Here is a 14,822-nt window from a genome sequence, read left to right as displayed (position 1 = left end):
AATCTTCATCGGGTGAAGGTAACCGTCGTGGGCTGTTCCGGGTCATTCCCCGGCCCGGACTCGCCGGGGTCGTGCTATCTGATTGAGCACGATGAATGCCGGATCGTGCTGGACTTGGGCAATGGGGCGCTCGGCCGGTTGCAGAGGTTCGCGGACATCTACGCGATAGACGCTGTGATTCTGAGCCATCTGCACGTTGACCACTTCATTGATGTTTGCTCGTACTACGTCGCCTTGCGCTATCGGCCGGATGCCGTTTGTCGCCGATTGAATGTGTTCGGACCCCGCGGCACCAGCGACCGGCTGGCTGCCGCCTATGGGTTGGAGCCGGGTTCGGACCTGTCCAAGAAGCTCGAAGTTCGAACGCTGCGTCCCGATTTCAAGGTTGGCCCCTTCACCATCACGACCACGAAGGTAGAGCACCCGGTCGACTCCTACGCGTTGCGCGTCGAGGCCGGGGGAAAGTCATTGACGTACTCCGGTGACACAGGACCGACGCGCGCCCTAGTAGACGCCGCCGCGGACACGGACCTGGCGCTGTTCGAGGCGTCGTTCCTGTCGGGCCGCGTCAATCCGGTCGGCCTGCACCTCACGGGTGCCCAAGCCGCCGAGCACGCGGCCCAGGCCGGGGCCCGATCGCTGCTGCTGACGCACCTTGTTCCATGGAATACCCCATCTGACGTCCTGGCTGAGGCGCTGTCGGTGTTCCCGGATGCCCAGACCGTCTGTCCGGGCCTGCAGGTAGAGTTGTAGCGTCCCAAGGCCATGTGCGGTCGGCCCCGCGCTGATCGTTATGGTGCTTCAGTGACTAGATCCGATGGCCGAGCGCCAAACCAGCTACGCCCGGTGTCCTTCCAGCGGGGTTGGCTTGATCACCCCGAGGGGTCCGCGCTCATTGAGTTCGGTCGCACGCGCGTCCTTTGCACGGCCAGCGTGACGCCCGGTGTGCCGCGCTGGCGGCGGGCGTCGGGCAAGGGCTGGGTGACGGCCGAGTACGCGATGCTGCCGAGGAGCACCAACACGCGCAACGACCGTGAGTCTGTGCGCGGACGGCTGGGTGGGCGCACGCAGGAGATCTCGAGGCTGGTTGGCAGGGCACTGCGGGCGGTAGTGGACTTCGAGGCTCTCGGTGAGGTGACCATCCAGATCGACTGTGATGTCTTACAGGCGGATGGGGGTACCCGCACCGCGGCGATCACAGGGTCCTACGTCGCCCTGGCCGACGCGATCGCCTGGGCCGGGTCCAACGGGCTTCTTGATGAGGGCGCGCAACCACTGCTGGACTCGGTCGCCGCTGTGAGCGTCGGGATTGTCGAGGGTGAGGCCAGGCTGGACTTGCACTATGACGATGACGTGAACGCCCACACCGACATGAACGTCGTCATAACCGGTAGCGGCCGCTACGTGGAAGTCCAGGGCACGGCGGAACAGCACCCCTTCGACCGGACTGAGCTGGACACGATGCTGGACCTGGCCGCGTCAGGATGCGCTGAGCTGACATTGCTGCAGCGCCAGGCCTTGAGTCATTGACTCTGATGGAGCTCGTGCTGGCGTCGCGCAACGCCAAGAAGATTGAGGAACTGCGACGCATCCTGGCTGCCGCGGGCCTGGATGCCGTGGTCCGGGGCCCGGAGGCGTTCACCGACTTGCCGGAGGTACCCGAGACTGGGGCGACGTTTTCCGAGAACGCCATGCACAAGGCGGTTTCTGTGGCGGCGGCTACCGGTCTGGTCGCTGTGGCGGATGACTCCGGGCTGTGCGTGGACGCACTGAACGGGATGCCGGGTGTGCTTTCCGCGCGGTGGGCCGGTGGTCACGGTGATGACGCCGCGAACGTCAGGCTCGTCCTGGATCAAATGCGGGACGTTCCGGATCGACGACGCGGAGCTCACTTCGCGTGTGCGGCCGCTGTGGCAGTACCAGGCGAAGATGGCAGCATCGTTGACATGCGCGTGGTCGAGGGCGTTGCGGAGGGAGTTTTGGCGCGGTCCCCGCGCGGAGAGCGGGGATTCGGATACGACCCAATCTTCGTGCCGGGGGGCTTCGCGGTGACCGCGGCGGAGATGACCAGTGCCGAGAAGGACGCCATCAGTCACCGTGGCAAAGCACTGCGATCGCTCGCCGATCTCCTGCGCGAGATGATTCCTGACTCCTGACTTCCCCGAGTTGTGCGAAGAGTCACAGCACGACCGTGTGGAGACAATCACAACTGCGGGAAGACTGCGCCTCGTGTCTTCAGTACGGAGTTAGCATTAGGCCGTTCGGGTGGCGCCGCAGGGGGCGGTGCCGCGTGCTGGACGGGGGCAGGGGGATCGCCGAGTGCTTGCGGGGGCGTGGGTTTGCCGCTCGAGTTTGTTACTTCGAGCCGCGGGAGTGATGGTCGCGGTTGCCGCTGCGGCGGCGTCTGGCCGGATGTACTGGCCGTCGGTTTGGATGATCGGGACACTCGCGGTTGTCGCATCTGTGACTGACGCTTTGGCCATCCGGTGGGCGCCAATCGTGCGCGGCCCGAGTGTGGTCATGGAGGGGGCTGCTGTAGCCGCCTTGGCGTGCTTGCCGGCGGCGGAGTCGGTGGCGCCGGGGGTGTATCTGCTGATCCCACCCATAGCCGCGGTTTTCGGGGCGGGACGCCGTTGGGCTGTTGCCGTGGTCGCTATCGAGGCCGTCTTTCTGTTCGCCGGGTGGTGGTGGGCGCCATGGCCCCGCGAGATCGTGGAGCACTCATGGACGCTGTTGGGTCTTGGTGGCGGCCTCACGGTGGCCATGGTGGGGGCGGTCGTGGGGGTGGGGATGGGAATGCGTGCCGCCGCGGCAGCAACGGCAGCGAGCGCTGAGAGGCGACGTCTTGGACGCGAACTCCACGACCGGGTGGCACAGGACCTAGCAGGCTTGGCTCTTCGCGCCGACAGCTTGGCATCGATGCCGTCACCGGTTGGCGCTCGAAACGAAGCGACCGAGATGGGATCGGAAGCCCGCCGGATCTTGCGGGAGCTGCGTCGGTGCATCTCGGACCTCAGAGACGACGGGCTGGCCGACGTCAGCCTGGCCACGGCTCTGGCTGATCATTCTCGTCAGGTGGCCGACTCGGCGGGCATGACGGCGTGCCTGTCGCTGAGCGAGGCATCGCGGCGTCTCGACGGCGCAACGGAGCTAGAGCTGCTGCGGATAGCTCAAGAAGCGCTGAACAACGTTCAGCGCCACTCGTCGGCCCGGAACCTCTGGGTGGATCTACGCATTGACCCTCCGTCGGCAACCATGTGTGTCGCCGACGACGGGATTGGGCCGCCAAGCACCCGGCTCCCGGAGGATCTGGCGACTGGCCACGGCATGACGATCATGCGTGAGCGAGCGATGGCGATCGGAGCGGCGTTGTGTGTCACCGCACGCCCCGGGGGTGGAACTCAAGTTGACGTCAGTTTGTCCGCCCCGGCGACGGTGAGTCGCGGGGCCAGATATCGCAGAGAGGGAGTTGAGCGGGATGAGCGAACGAATCGCGTTGGTAGTTGATGATCACGATGTCGTCAGGTGGGGGGTCCGCCAGGCCTTGGCGGATGTCGGCTACACCGCAGTTGAGTGCGCGACGGTCGGTGCGTCGTACAGGATCTTGGCGGGTCTGAGCCGTCTGGACGTCGCGGTTATTGATCACAGGCTGCCTGATGGGGATGGGTTGAGTGTCGCGGAGGCCGCCAGAGCCTTTGCCCCGGAAGCCGGGATAGTTGTCTTCTCCATGTGGCCGAGCGACCGGTTGACACTGGCGGCGGTCCACGCCGGCGCTAACGCCGTGATCTGTAAGGATCAGCCCATGTCAGAGCTACTGAACGCTCTGGAAGCGGCTGTCGCGAGACCGATGAGCTTCGTGGCGACTAACCTCGGTGCGGCATTGCGCGAGCAATCAGGTCCCCGTCTCACCGCGAGGGAACACGAAGTGCTGTCGCTGGTTTCGGAAGGACTCTCGGTATCTCAAGTGTCAAGGAGACTGAACGTTTCGGAGTCCACCGCGAAGACTCATGTCGGGCGGATCTACACGAAGTTGGGAGCGAACAACCGGGCGCAGGCGATCATGCTGGCCTTGCGGAAGGGGATTCTGGCGCAACCCATGTAGCCGCCGTGGCCGCTGTAGCCGCCTCAGCCGCGCGCGGACGCGGGAAGTCGTCCGAACGGATGACGGGCAGCGTCGTCTAAGAAACCATCTGAGTCTGGCGCTTAGGGTGATGCGCAGGGTGCTGGGTTGGCGGCAGTCTTGCCTCATCGGGACGCGAAGTTCCGGTCCGTCCGGCAGGTTCTGCCGGCGAAGATTGGTGCCGAAGGGATCGCAATGGTTGGAAGTTTGCGGCGCGACGAGGATGGTGCCTCGGCTGTCGAATACGGATTGCTCGTGGCCGGGATCGGTGCGGTGATCGCGCTCATCGTCTTCGTCCTGGGGGGCGCCGTGCGCGATCAACTTGATTCCGTTCAGGCGTGCGTGGCCTCGGCCGATGGCAGTGCCTGTCCTGGAGAGGGCTGATCGGTTTCGATGGTCAACGGGGGAGAAGGTGGGCGGATTGGGGGGTCCGCTCACCTTCCACGCGTCGGTAGGCCCTCTCGGGCGACCACTGTTGGAACCGAGGACAGGCACGGGCCTGAAGTGATCTTCGCTTCCGTTGGACCATGGGAGGTCGGCGATGTCTGGGCGGCGGCGATCAGGCGGTTCGGAGTGAGGGCGCGCCTGCACACTTCGGATCCGACGACGCGTAGTGAAGCGGCGGCGGCAGTCGTACGCAGTCTCGCGTACCGGGACGTGGCTGAGACGATCATCGACCTGGGCCGGGGACGTCCTCCTTACGTCAACAGGCTGGCTGGCGATATCGGGCCCGGGGTCGTAGCGGTCGAAGCGCCGCCAGCGCTGGCGGCCGAGCTTCAGCGAGTTCGCCTGAAGTCGGGTGGTTCTGTTCATCTGGCGGGCGACTTGGATCCGGCATTGTTCGATGATCCTGAGGCTCAGCGGGGCGTGGCGAAGGCAGCCGGAGTGCCTGTCTCGGAGGGCCGGGGTGCGCTACTCGGCTCGCGTGCGACATCAGGCTGGGCGATGCCCAAGAGCTATCCGGGGCATGGTCCAGAAGTGCGTGTCACGGGGGTGGCCGCCTCAGGGTCGGTGTTGCGGTCCCGTGCCTACTTATCTCAGCCGAATTCCGGCCCCCGGGGCTATGGTGCGCCCATCGACGTGATGGCAAGTTCCGAGGCCGTGGAGATGGCCGGGACTGTGATGTCGTTCCTGCGACACACGGGGCTGTTCCGGGTTGACGCCACCCGAGACGACACCGGGACCCTGGCTTTCGTGGGCATGGTTCTCGGCTTGCATCCAGAGTGCCTGGCCGTCAACAAGATCGGTGCGCCTTTGGTCCGCTCCTATCTGGCGGCTCATGGCGTCGCCGATGTCAGTCGCCGCCCGACATTGGCTACGGCACTGAGGCTGCCAGAGGTCGGAGTGTGGGCAGCGAGCCTCGCCAGAGCCCGTGGTGAGGTGGACGAAGTCGCGCCGGGGCACTCTCACAGGATGGCGAGCGCTGGCCGCAGTGCCCGCGCTGCTCGCGCGTTCACCGACCAGAGCCGCACAGTGCCTTCCCCGGGCGACGAACAGGAGGCGATCAGGAAACCCGCGGGACAGGGCCGATCGGATTTGGATTCCCGACTTCGCAGGATTCGAAGCCTGGCCGTCGAGACTGGACCCACAGCTCCATCTCGGCAGTCCTGAGCCGTCGACGCTCGCGCTGCCCAGCCGCCGCCCGCCCCCCGGCATCCCCCCCGCAGAAGCTGCCGTTCCCGACAAACGCGCCCGTTTCGAAAGGACGCGACCGTTACAACGGGCGCGCCTGTACCCTAAAGGGCGCTTCTGTGCGGAGCGGCCGTTTCTGCGGTGGCACGTGGGGCGCGGGTCGAGGCGTCGCAACTTCAGTCTCGGTCGAGCCCGCAGCGAGATCGCCACTCGGCTTCTCAACGGCACTTGTGTGCCGCGATCTGCGGAGAGGAGGCGTCATTCGATGATTCGTACAGGTTGCCCGTCCAGGCTGGCGGTCCACGTTGTCGTGTCGTCTTGGTCCCCGGCGGTATCGAAGCGCAGACGCAGCCAGCAGGAGCCGTGATCCCGATCGTCCCGGCACTTGTAGTCAGTCGGAATCGGGATGGAAATGGTCTGCCAGCGTCCGCCGTTGCGGAATCGCGTGGTTGTGATCGAACAATTGGGGAGCGGTCCGCTCACTGGGCCGGAGCCGAAACATCGCGGATAGGGCACATCACTGTCTGGTTGCAGCACAGTCGCCGTGACCGGGAGCACGGCATCGCCGATGTCGAATCCTTTGATCGTGAGTGTGTGCCCGGCGGCGCCGGAGTCCAGGCGAAGGAACTTCGATGTGCTCGTGCCACCGGGAACGCTGGTGAGGACGGAGAATCGTTCCGCTGGGAAGAGCTGGACGTTGTCGTCCTGACCGGACATCAGGGCCCGCAACCCGTAGACATTCTGCGCGCCGCCTCGGGGAGCCTGAACTTGAATCACCCAGTCCTCACCAGGCTGCACGCTGATTCCGTGTCCGCACAGATCCGCCCACCTGTGGTAGGTGCGCTGGAGGAGATCGTCGCCGCCCCACGCCAAGGCGCTGCGCGGTGTGCTTGAGTTCCAGCCGGGCAGGTCCAGTACGCAGACAGGATCGCCCGCGAACGGCGCCCACGGAGTTGGCGACGGTGCTCGGACCGTGACGACCGTGCGTACCGGTTCGTTCGTGCCCGACCCATCGCTTCTCGATCCAACGTCTCCGGCGCAGTACGCGGACGTGCCTGTGGCGTACCGGACGTTCGCGTCCTTCTGGCTGGTGACGTATCGATTCGTGGGGTGCGGCTTGCTCGTCAGGCCGGGAGATAGATCGCAGCGGTGCCCTTGCGGCACGAAACCGATGTCATAGCCTTCGAGCCGGAGTTCGCCGGGGGCGCTCACGCGAACGATGTAGGCGTAGCCGTCGGCATCGTATTCGAGATTGCGGCCAGGGGATGCGAGTGTCCCGGTACGGTCGCATCCGTCGATTCCAAGTCCATCATCCGGTTTCAGACACCATGCGGCCCCGTACGCGTCACCGCGCGCCTTGTTGACCGACGGTCCGGAGATCACGGCCCACAGATTGGCCATGCCGACGCAGTTGCGGTTGAACCTGTCGACTTCACCAGGCAGCTTGTGTCCCAAGACATTACAAGGCGAGCCCATGGGGAGCGGTCCGGCGTATTCAGCCGTCGCATCGCGGGTGACCGTTGTCTCGGTCAGGCCAAGAAGCCCGGCGAAGAAGTTGTCGAAGCGCCGTGTGATCGTCACCTTGAGCTGTGTCGGACGGCGGCCGAGCTGGCTGGAGTAGGTCGCGGAGCCGCCGTTCAGAGCGGGAAGGTTCGCTCGCGCTATGTCTCGACCGATCCGGTCCGCCGTCGGCGGGTCACCCGGCAGGCTGGCCGCTCCGGCCAGAGCCGCAGCGTCCGCCGTCTTTTGCAGGCGCTCTGACTCGACGTACCAGCGCGAGAAGTCCACGGCGATCGCGGCCATCCCGAACAGCACGACAACCAGCAGAGCGAACCAGACCGCCACGACCCCGTCGGAGTCGCTCGCTCGCCAGGTCACGCCCGGCACGGAATCGCCCCAGCCAGCGTCGCGACTGGCTCGAACCGCATCACAGAGTGGTCGGCGACCGTCGTGGAATCAGTGAACATCCCCGTGAGCCACCTGTGCTCAGCTCTCAGGTACACACCGACGCTGTCGGCTTCCGGGTCACCGGGACATGCGTTAACCGTCTCCGGATCCCAGTCAGACCCGGTACTGCGGCGGAATTGGCCGTCGTCATCCCAGGTGTATCTGACGCATTCGGTGTCGCAGGTCTCGAAGCTGCCGTCTTGAGGTGCGCCGTCGGCCCTGGCGCGGTAGATCCACAGTTCCTCGTAAGCGTTCTTGGGCAGAGCACTGCCCGCTCGCTCCATGGCCGCGACAGTGCTGGCGACCATGTCCGAGCTGCGCGGCATGGAAGACGCTGTGCGTGCCCCCGCGCGCACGAGCGACGTCGTGGCCACGTGGTCTCGAAGCAGCAGTGAGAACTCGATAACGCCGAAGAGAAGAGCGATGAGGATGGGCGCGATTAGCGCGAATTCGACGGCGACTCCGCCCCGGTCTCCGCGGACGTCGGCACGTGTAGCCATGACCCCCCCTCGGCCGAATGGACCCTCTCGGCCCCCAGATCGAAGGCTAGGCACCCTTCCGCGCTCGCACATCGGGTGAGTTGGGGTCCAGACCAATGATTCTGTGCGTCATCCGAAAGGCCGACCGTTCTGTCGCCCGAATGGCGCTGAACTCCTGACCAAACGACTGATTCACAGGAGCGCCCGGCTGAGCCTAATGTCAACTCACGACCTCGGCTGTGGCTGGGAATCGGGGGGACTTGACGTGACAAGAAGGCAGGCGCTCGCCGGAGCTTTGGCGCTCGCGACCCTTGCGGTCGTGCTGATTGGATTCTGGTCGAAGTCGGTCGCGGAGCAGGCTTCCAGTTCTGTGGAGACAAGTACGGTTCTCGTGGCCCGCGAGGCGGTCGACGTTGGGACTCCGGTCGCTCAGGCGCGCGACTCCTTCGAGGTGCGGCAGGTACCCGGCAGCGCCGTTCCCGAAGGCGCCCTAGCGGACCTCGGCGGGATGGCGGGTCAGGTTGTCGCGGTTCCGATCCTCCCCGGTCAAGTAGTTCAGCAGGCGATGATCGGGTCGTCCGCGTCCGCTGGCGGCCTGCCAATCAAGAAGGAGCACCTGGGAGTCAGTGTCCGCTTGGACGATCCGGAACGGGTCGCGGGCTTCGTAAGGCCTGGCTCGCAGGTCGCGATTCTGGCGACCGTGGTTGGCAGCGGAGGGGACCGGATTACCAGAGTGCTGCTGGACAGGGTTGACGTCGCCGCCGTCGGACCCACTACGGCGGTGGCAACGGCCTCAGGCACTGGGGACGACAAGCCCGTGCCAGCGGCGATCCTGACTTTGTCGGTCAACCAAGCTCAGGCACAGAAGCTCGTGTTCGCTCAGACCGCCGGGGATCTGTACTTCGCTCTGCTGACCCAGGATTCCGTCGTGTCCACCCGGACCCGGGGTGTCACTGACAAGAACCTGTTCGATTAGGGGGACTAGTGCCAACGGTTGTCGAGTTTGACCTGCCTACCGCCCGCTCACTCCAGGTGGCGGCGGGCAGGGGGACGGCGATGGTGGAGAGCCTGATGACTTTGCGCCAGGTGCTGGACTCCTCGCCAACGGGCATGGACGTTGTCGTGCTGGGGCCAAGTCTGAACGAAGACGCGGCCCTGGCGATGGCTTCGGACTACCGGGTCAAGCGGCCGCTGGTCTCCTTCGTACTTGTCCGCGCCCGTGTCGACTCGGCCGTCCTGGCCTCAGCCATTCGGGCGGGTATCCGCGACGTCGTGCCTACGCGGGATCTTGGTGAGGTCTCGGCGGCAGTGGCCCGGTGCACACAGCTTTCCGCGGAACTTGCTCGCGCTGCGGGGGCTGGCGAACCGGCCCCAGCGGCGGACCGTGGTCGGATCATGACTGTCTTCAGCGCCAAGGGTGGCGCCGGCAAGACAACTCTGGCGACGAACCTGGCCGTCCACTTGGCCCAGGAGGGCGAGTCGGTAGTGCTCGTGGATCTGGATCTGGAGTTCGGGGACGTGGCGACTGCCTTGGGTAACGTCGAGCCAGAACACTCCATTGTCGAGGCGCAGCGGGTCGGCGTGGATAGCGCCAGCATGGCGGCGATCATGTGCCGTCACTCATCCGGTCTGCGTTACCTTCCGGCTCCGAACGATCCGGACACAGGACACGACATGGCCGACGACACGATCCGTGCCGTGCTGGAGCAGCTCGCGCAGGATTTCGCGTTTGTCGTTGTTGATACCCCGCCCACCTTGAGGCCATCGGTGCTGGCCGCTTTCGACGTTTCGGACCTACTGATCGTCCTGACGACGCTCGACATGCTCAGCTTGAAGAACCTGGGTATCGCATGGCACACGCTCAACGAGCTGCAGTTCCCACTAGCCAAGCGGCAGCTGGTCTGCAACAGAGCCGATTCTCACGTTCGACTCACTGTTGGGCAGATCGAAGGCGTAGTTGGGTCCACCGTGAGTTGCCGGATACCTTCTTCGCCGGACGTGCCAGCATCCCAGGTGGATGGCGACGTTCTGGTTTCCAGTGACCCCGGGCACCCGGTGTCGCGGGCCATCGCCGAATTCGCCGAGATGGCCGCTGGTAGGCCAGTGATCCCCGAGAGTCGGGCGAGCATCCGACCGCGCCGCCGCCGCTGGTGGCAGCGACGCAGGGACGTCGCATGAGCGATCAACCGTCCACCCTGCGCGAGCGGTTGGCGAGAATCCAGAGGGAGCGTCCAAGCCCCGCGCTGCTGAGTTTGGACACCCCGGAGCCAGTGGTAGAGATCAGATCCTCGGGAGTGATCAGGCAGACGGTCCACCTCGAGCTGATGAAGGAGTTGGGTCCGGCTCTGTTCGACGCGGGAATGACAGAAGACGACCTCGTGGGCAGAGTTCGGTCGACCCTTTCCGAAGTGATCTCCAGATCGAACTGCCCCATGACGGACTTGGACCGTCATCAAATGGCGCAGCAGATCGCGGATGACATTCTTGGCTACGGCCCCATCGAGCCCTACGTGCGCGATTCGGAAGTCACGGAAATCATGGTGAACCGCCATGATCACATCTACGTCGAGAAGCACGGCCGGTCGACGCGGGTGGCGGCGGAGTTCTCAGACGAAGATCACTTGCGCCGCACGATCGAGAAAATTGTGTCGCGCATGGGCCGACGGGTAGATGAGGCGCAGCCGTTCACCGACACAAGGCTGCCCGATGGCTCCCGAGTGAACGCCACCGTCCCGCCGGTTTCACCCGATGGACCGACGCTGACGATTCGCAAGTTCAACCCCGACCCGTTCACTGCCGCCGACTTCATCGCGTTCAAGACGTTCACTGTGCAAGTCGCCGGTTTCCTCGACGCGTGTGTGACAGGTCGGCTCAACATCTTGATCTCGTCGGCTACCGGCGCGGGCAAGACAACGACCTTGAATGTGCTCAGTGACTTCATCCCGGCCGCCGAGAGGATCGTGACCATCGAGGACTCGGCAGAGCTGCGTCTGAACCAGGAGCATGTCGTGCGGCTGGAGGCTCGACCCGAGAACGCCGAGGGTTCGGGCCTTGTCACTATCCGGGATCTTGTGCGGAACAGTCTGCGGATGAAGCCCGATCGCATCCTGGTGGGCGAGGTTCGCGACGAGGCCGCGCTGGACATGCTTCAGGCCATGAACACTGGTCACGACGGAAGCCTGTCGACAATCCACGCCAACTCCCCCAGGGACGCCATCGCCAGGCTGGAGACGTTGGTGGCGTTGGCGGGGATCGACCTGCCTGCCCGCTCAGTACGTCAGCAGATCGCCTCCGCCGTTGACATCATCCTGCACCTTCAGAAGTTCCGCGACGGGTCGCGCCGAATGACGCACGTGACCGAGGTTGTCGGCATGGAGGGTGAAGTCGTAACCATGCAGGACATATTCCTCCACGACTTCGGCGCCGGGGTGGACAGCCGGGGCAAGCCGCTCGGACATTTGCGCCCAACTGGGTTACGTCCCTCGTTCGCCGGCCGGCTAGTTGCCTGCGGCGTCGAAGTCGATGACGCTGTCTTCGAGAGGGCTGAACAATGAGCGCGGCTGTTGTTTGGCCGATCGGGGCGTTCCTGGCTCTGCTATTCGCCTCGGTATTCACGCTGGCGATGCTGGCGCTGAGTCGGCCGACCGCGGGTCCGATGGCAGACAGAATCGCTGAGCGTCTAGGCGCCAGGGCTGCTGCGGCGGCTCCGGTAATGGCGGGAGGCGGCGGGCGGATCGTTGAATCCGCAAGAAGATCAGCTAGCTGGGTCGCGGGCCGTGGTCGCGTCGAGCAGAAGGCCACACGCCGCCTGAATGAGGCGGCAGTATCGGTAGCAGTACCCGATTGGCTTCTGGCTCGCGCGGGCGTCGCGGCTGGAGTGGCGCTTGCCTTCGCAGTAGTGGGTGGCTTCAGGATGGCTCCGGTAGCGGCAGGGGCGGTAATCGGCTGGCTGATGCCCGACGCTGCCCTGCGGTTCCGTGCTCGACGCAGGCGAACGCAATTCGCCGAGGCTATTCCGGACGCGCTCCAGATGATCGCTGGCAGTTTGGCGTCGTCTCACTCAGTGCCTCAAGCTCTGGAGCTTGTTGCCGGGGAATCCGAAGGGCCTATGCGGGACGAGCTTCTTCGCGCCTTGGCGGAGATGCGCCTGGGACGCGCGCGAGAAGATGCGCTGTCCGACGTGGCTGAGCGGATGGCCTCGGCGGAGTTCTCCTGGGTCGTGATGGCAGTTCGGATCAACCGAGAGATGGGCGGGAATCTGGGCGAGATTCTCAGGACCACATCAGCGACTCTGCGCGAGCGCGCGCGTGTTCGCCGCCAGGCCGCGGTCCTTTCAGCCGAGGGGCGCCTGTCCGCCTGGATAATTGGACTGCTGCCAGCGGGGTTGGTGGTCTACCTACTCCTCGTGAGAGCCGACTACGTCGAACTTCTGGTGACGACCCCGCTTGGATTGGCGTTGACCGCCGCTGGGGCGCTGTTGATGGTCACCGGAGTGGCCTGGATGAGTCAGCTGGTTCGGGTGGAGGTCTAGGTGGGCGTCATGCTCGCCGCCGGTCTCGTCGCGGTAGTGGCGGCGATCACGCTGGCGGCGCTGGCCGTTGTGCCGGGCTCGCCAGATCCCACGGCTGATTTCGTGGCCAAGCTTCGGCGAACTGCGGCGCCCGCTGAGTATCTGGTACCAGCCAGTCCGCGGGGCGAGTCCGGAGAGTCGCCGTCGAGGCTGGTGTCAATCGGCCGCAGGGCTACCTCGCGGAGGGAAATGTCCCTGCTCGAGCGACAGATCGATGCGACTGGCGCCGCCTGGACGTTGGACCAGGTCCTTGCCTTCCGCGCGCTCGCGGCCTTCGGGTGTGCCGCAGCGGGGCTGGCGTCGATGGCGCTATGGGTCAGGGATGGCAGAGCCGCGTCTCTGTCCATCGCAGTACTGGCCGGGACGACGTACTTCCTGCCCAACCTTGTCCTGCACCACCGCGGCCATCAGCGCAAGGAACAGATCAGGCGGGACCTGCCGGACATCATGGATCTGTTGACGATCACCGTGGAAGCGGGCCTGGCCTTCGATGCGGCGCTGTCCCAGGTGGCCGCCAGGGCAAGCGGGCCTTTGGCGGAGGAGTTGCGGCGGGCCAACCAGGAGCTGCGGGTCGGCAATGGCCGTGCAGCGGTGTTCAAGGCTCTGGCCGCCAGAACAGGCGTGCCCGAAGTCAGAGCCTTCGCCGCCGCGGTGATTCAGGCGACCAGAGACGGTTTGCCCTTGGGGAAAGTGTTGCGGGCCCAGGCCGACGAAGTCCGGGTCAAGCGCTTGCAGGCAGCCGAGGAGTCCGCACAGAAGATCGGAGTGAAGATCACGGTGCCGCTGGTGTTCTTCATACTGCCGTCGCTACTCATCGTCTTGCTAGGCCCGGCCGCGATAACCGCGATCGACAGTGGGCTAGTCGGGCAGTAGCCTCACCAGCCGCGTGCGGACCAATCGCCCAGATGCGGGCGCTCTCGGCCCAGAGTCGTGTCGTCGCCATGACCCGGGTACACCCACGTCTCATCGGGAAGCTGATCAAACAGGTGCTCGGTCACCTCGCCAAGTAGGCGGCGGAAGTCCTCGTCGGACCAGGTCTTGCCGACACCACCTGGGAAGAGGCTGTCGCCCGTGAAGACGTGAGGGTAGCCGTCCGGGTCGTCGTAGAGCAGCGCTATCGAGCCAGGCGTGTGGCCTGGAAGCTCGATCACCCTCAGTTTCGACGATCCCGCTTCAACCTCGTCCCCGTCGCGCAGCAATACCGCTGTGGGCACGAGGATCAGTGGCGCGTCTGCGGCTGGCGACATCGTCACCGCGCGGGTCGCGGCGGCCACATCCGCTAGAGCCTGCCAATGGTCCGGGTGGCTGTGCGTAGTAACGATGCCGACGAGTCCGTCGGGTCCGATCAAGTCCAAGATCCGCGCCGGTTCCGCTGCCGCGTCGATGAGCAGCTGGGCACCGGTATCGCGATCGCGGACTAGGTACACGTTGTTGCCCATGGCGCCGACGGCCATCTTCGTGATTACGATGCCGGCGAGCTCACGGACCGCCGCAGCGCCACCAGGTCTTACGTGCCCGTTGTAGGTCATAGCCGTTTCCTCTCCGAACCGCGCTGTGGATTGTGCTTCTTCGCTCCGAAGTCTCACCCGCGGCCCTCTGCGGGCGCGCTCCGGGGGTTCGGCCGGGTTCTGGCAACCTGCACTCTGCTTATCGACGGTCGTCGAGTCGGAGCGTCCGATGACGAGTCGCTGCCTGACGGCGCGGTCGTCGACGTGCTTCCGCCTTTCGCCGGCGGGTAGCTCCGCCTCGGCCGTCGCGCCCTGGCCGCGACGGTGGGGGCGGTGGGGGACACGCCGTTTCTTGGGTGGTGCCGGGTGGTGGTGTCCGCGCGTGTTCTAATGATCGCTGTCCGCTTTCGGGATTCGGGGTTTGGGGGCGTGGGATGGCTGGTTCGGCTCGGTGGAGCGGTTTGCCGCTGTTGATGGCTGTGGTCGGTGGGGCTTTGGTCGTGGGCTTGTTGTCGGCGCCGCCTGCTGCTGGCGTGGGCGTGTCTTCGCCGGCCGCCGCTGAGGATGGGCAGCCCGATCTTGATGGTCCCGATTCCGCTGGGGGGGGGTCTCTGTCTGAAGCTGTT

The 14,822-nt window shown here is 65.3% G+C and carries 16 protein-coding genes; 13 read left to right on the top strand and 3 right to left on the bottom strand.

The genetic code is table 11. The annotated features are described in order from the left end of the window. Positions 1-12: 12 nt before the first annotated feature. From Q8P38_10780 to Q8P38_10750, 7 genes are all read left to right on the top strand, one after another. Positions 13-753 (top strand): MBL fold metallo-hydrolase, encoded by a 741-nt coding sequence (locus Q8P38_10780; protein ID MDP4015086.1) that lies wholly within the window; start codon positions 13-15, stop codon positions 751-753. Between the two features lie 51 nt (positions 754-804). Beyond that, positions 805-1,530 (top strand): ribonuclease PH, encoded by a 726-nt coding sequence (gene rph / locus Q8P38_10775; GenBank protein MDP4015085.1) that lies wholly within the window; start codon positions 805-807, stop codon positions 1,528-1,530. A 5-nt stretch (positions 1,531-1,535) separates the two neighbouring features. After that, positions 1,536-2,156 (top strand): RdgB/HAM1 family non-canonical purine NTP pyrophosphatase, encoded by a 621-nt coding sequence (gene rdgB / locus Q8P38_10770; protein MDP4015084.1) that lies wholly within the window; start codon positions 1,536-1,538, stop codon positions 2,154-2,156. A 220-nt stretch (positions 2,157-2,376) separates the two neighbouring features. Then, positions 2,377-3,507 (top strand): histidine kinase, encoded by a 1,131-nt coding sequence (locus Q8P38_10765; protein MDP4015083.1) that lies wholly within the window; start codon positions 2,377-2,379, stop codon positions 3,505-3,507. Next, the gene (locus tag Q8P38_10760) at positions 3,479-4,102 is read left to right on the top strand and encodes a response regulator transcription factor (GenBank protein ID MDP4015082.1); all 624 of its coding nucleotides are present in this window, start codon (positions 3,479-3,481) and stop codon (positions 4,100-4,102) included. Before Q8P38_10765 ends, Q8P38_10760 begins: the two co-directional genes overlap by 29 nt. A gap of 126 nt (positions 4,103-4,228) precedes the next feature. Continuing rightward, positions 4,229-4,504, top strand: a complete 276-nt coding sequence (locus tag Q8P38_10755; protein MDP4015081.1) for a Flp family type IVb pilin — start codon at positions 4,229-4,231, stop codon at positions 4,502-4,504. A gap of 189 nt (positions 4,505-4,693) precedes the next feature. Then, positions 4,694-5,731 carry a hypothetical protein gene (locus Q8P38_10750; GenBank protein MDP4015080.1) on the top strand — a complete coding sequence of 346 codons (1,038 nt, stop codon included), beginning with the start codon at positions 4,694-4,696 and terminating at the stop codon, positions 5,729-5,731. A gap of 279 nt (positions 5,732-6,010) precedes the next feature. On the opposite strand, the gene Q8P38_10745 is transcribed toward Q8P38_10750, so the two are convergent. Next, positions 6,011-7,630: a pilus assembly protein gene (locus tag Q8P38_10745; GenBank protein ID MDP4015079.1), complete on the bottom strand. Its 1,620-nt coding sequence runs from the start codon at positions 7,628-7,630 to the stop codon at positions 6,011-6,013. Beyond that, positions 7,627-8,199, bottom strand: coding sequence for a TadE/TadG family type IV pilus assembly protein (locus Q8P38_10740; protein ID MDP4015078.1), 573 nt, complete (start codon positions 8,197-8,199; stop codon positions 7,627-7,629). The genes Q8P38_10745 and Q8P38_10740 overlap by 4 nt, the downstream gene beginning before the upstream one ends. A gap of 196 nt (positions 8,200-8,395) precedes the next feature. Here Q8P38_10740 and cpaB point away from each other — a divergent pair, with 196 nt between their 5' ends. From cpaB to Q8P38_10715, 5 genes are read left to right on the top strand one after another with little or no spacing between them, the layout of a single operon-like run. Further along, complete coding sequence (gene cpaB / locus Q8P38_10735) at positions 8,396-9,154, top strand: Flp pilus assembly protein CpaB (protein ID MDP4015077.1); 759 nt, start codon at positions 8,396-8,398, stop codon at positions 9,152-9,154. 8 nt (positions 9,155-9,162) lie between these two features. Next, positions 9,163-10,356, top strand: a complete 1,194-nt coding sequence (locus Q8P38_10730) for an AAA family ATPase (GenBank protein MDP4015076.1) — start codon at positions 9,163-9,165, stop codon at positions 10,354-10,356. Next, positions 10,353-11,732 carry a CpaF family protein gene (locus Q8P38_10725; GenBank protein MDP4015075.1) on the top strand — a complete coding sequence of 460 codons (1,380 nt, stop codon included), beginning with the start codon at positions 10,353-10,355 and terminating at the stop codon, positions 11,730-11,732. Before Q8P38_10730 ends, Q8P38_10725 begins: the two co-directional genes overlap by 4 nt. Then, positions 11,729-12,709, top strand: a complete 981-nt coding sequence (locus Q8P38_10720) for a type II secretion system F family protein (GenBank protein MDP4015074.1) — start codon at positions 11,729-11,731, stop codon at positions 12,707-12,709. Before Q8P38_10725 ends, Q8P38_10720 begins: the two co-directional genes overlap by 4 nt. A gap of 9 nt (positions 12,710-12,718) precedes the next feature. Next, positions 12,719-13,621 carry a type II secretion system F family protein gene (locus tag Q8P38_10715; protein MDP4015073.1) on the top strand — a complete coding sequence of 301 codons (903 nt, stop codon included), beginning with the start codon at positions 12,719-12,721 and terminating at the stop codon, positions 13,619-13,621. Between the two features lie 2 nt (positions 13,622-13,623). Here the strand turns inward: Q8P38_10715 and Q8P38_10710 are convergent, their stop codons facing one another. Continuing rightward, positions 13,624-14,277, bottom strand: a complete 654-nt coding sequence (locus Q8P38_10710; protein ID MDP4015072.1) for an MBL fold metallo-hydrolase — start codon at positions 14,275-14,277, stop codon at positions 13,624-13,626. A 353-nt stretch (positions 14,278-14,630) separates the two neighbouring features. Here Q8P38_10710 and Q8P38_10705 point away from each other — a divergent pair. Next, a partial coding sequence (locus tag Q8P38_10705) for a hypothetical protein (protein ID MDP4015071.1) occupies positions 14,631-14,822 on the top strand: 192 nt, incomplete at its 3' end.

The organism is Candidatus Nanopelagicales bacterium, from assembly GCA_030700225.1.
In the GTDB taxonomy this organism is placed as follows: Bacteria; Actinomycetota; Actinomycetes; order S36-B12.
Note: the sequence above shows the minus strand (reverse complement) of the source record. Positions and strands in the feature narration are given on the sequence as shown.

What these genes read in the sequence shown, in the direction of transcription:
- Q8P38_10725 (MDP4015075.1), top strand. Translation starts at nt 10,353, where the DNA reads ATGAGCGATCAACCGTCCACCCTGCGCGAGCGGTTGGCGAGAATCCAG.
- Q8P38_10765 (MDP4015083.1), top strand. Translation starts at nt 2,377, where the DNA reads ATGGTCGCGGTTGCCGCTGCGGCGGCGTCTGGCCGGATGTACTGGCCG.
- Q8P38_10720 (MDP4015074.1), top strand. Translation starts at nt 11,729, where the DNA reads ATGAGCGCGGCTGTTGTTTGGCCGATCGGGGCGTTCCTGGCTCTGCTA.
- rdgB (MDP4015084.1), top strand. Translation starts at nt 1,536, where the DNA reads ATGGAGCTCGTGCTGGCGTCGCGCAACGCCAAGAAGATTGAGGAACTG.
- cpaB (MDP4015077.1), top strand. Translation starts at nt 8,396, where the DNA reads ATGTCAACTCACGACCTCGGCTGTGGCTGGGAATCGGGGGGACTTGAC.
- Q8P38_10715 (MDP4015073.1), top strand. Translation starts at nt 12,719, where the DNA reads ATGCTCGCCGCCGGTCTCGTCGCGGTAGTGGCGGCGATCACGCTGGCG.
- Q8P38_10710 (MDP4015072.1), bottom strand. Translation starts at nt 14,277, where the DNA reads ATGACCTACAACGGGCACGTAAGACCTGGTGGCGCTGCGGCGGTCCGT.
- Q8P38_10760 (MDP4015082.1), top strand. Translation starts at nt 3,479, where the DNA reads ATGAGCGAACGAATCGCGTTGGTAGTTGATGATCACGATGTCGTCAGG.
- Q8P38_10740 (MDP4015078.1), bottom strand. Translation starts at nt 8,199, where the DNA reads ATGGCTACACGTGCCGACGTCCGCGGAGACCGGGGCGGAGTCGCCGTC.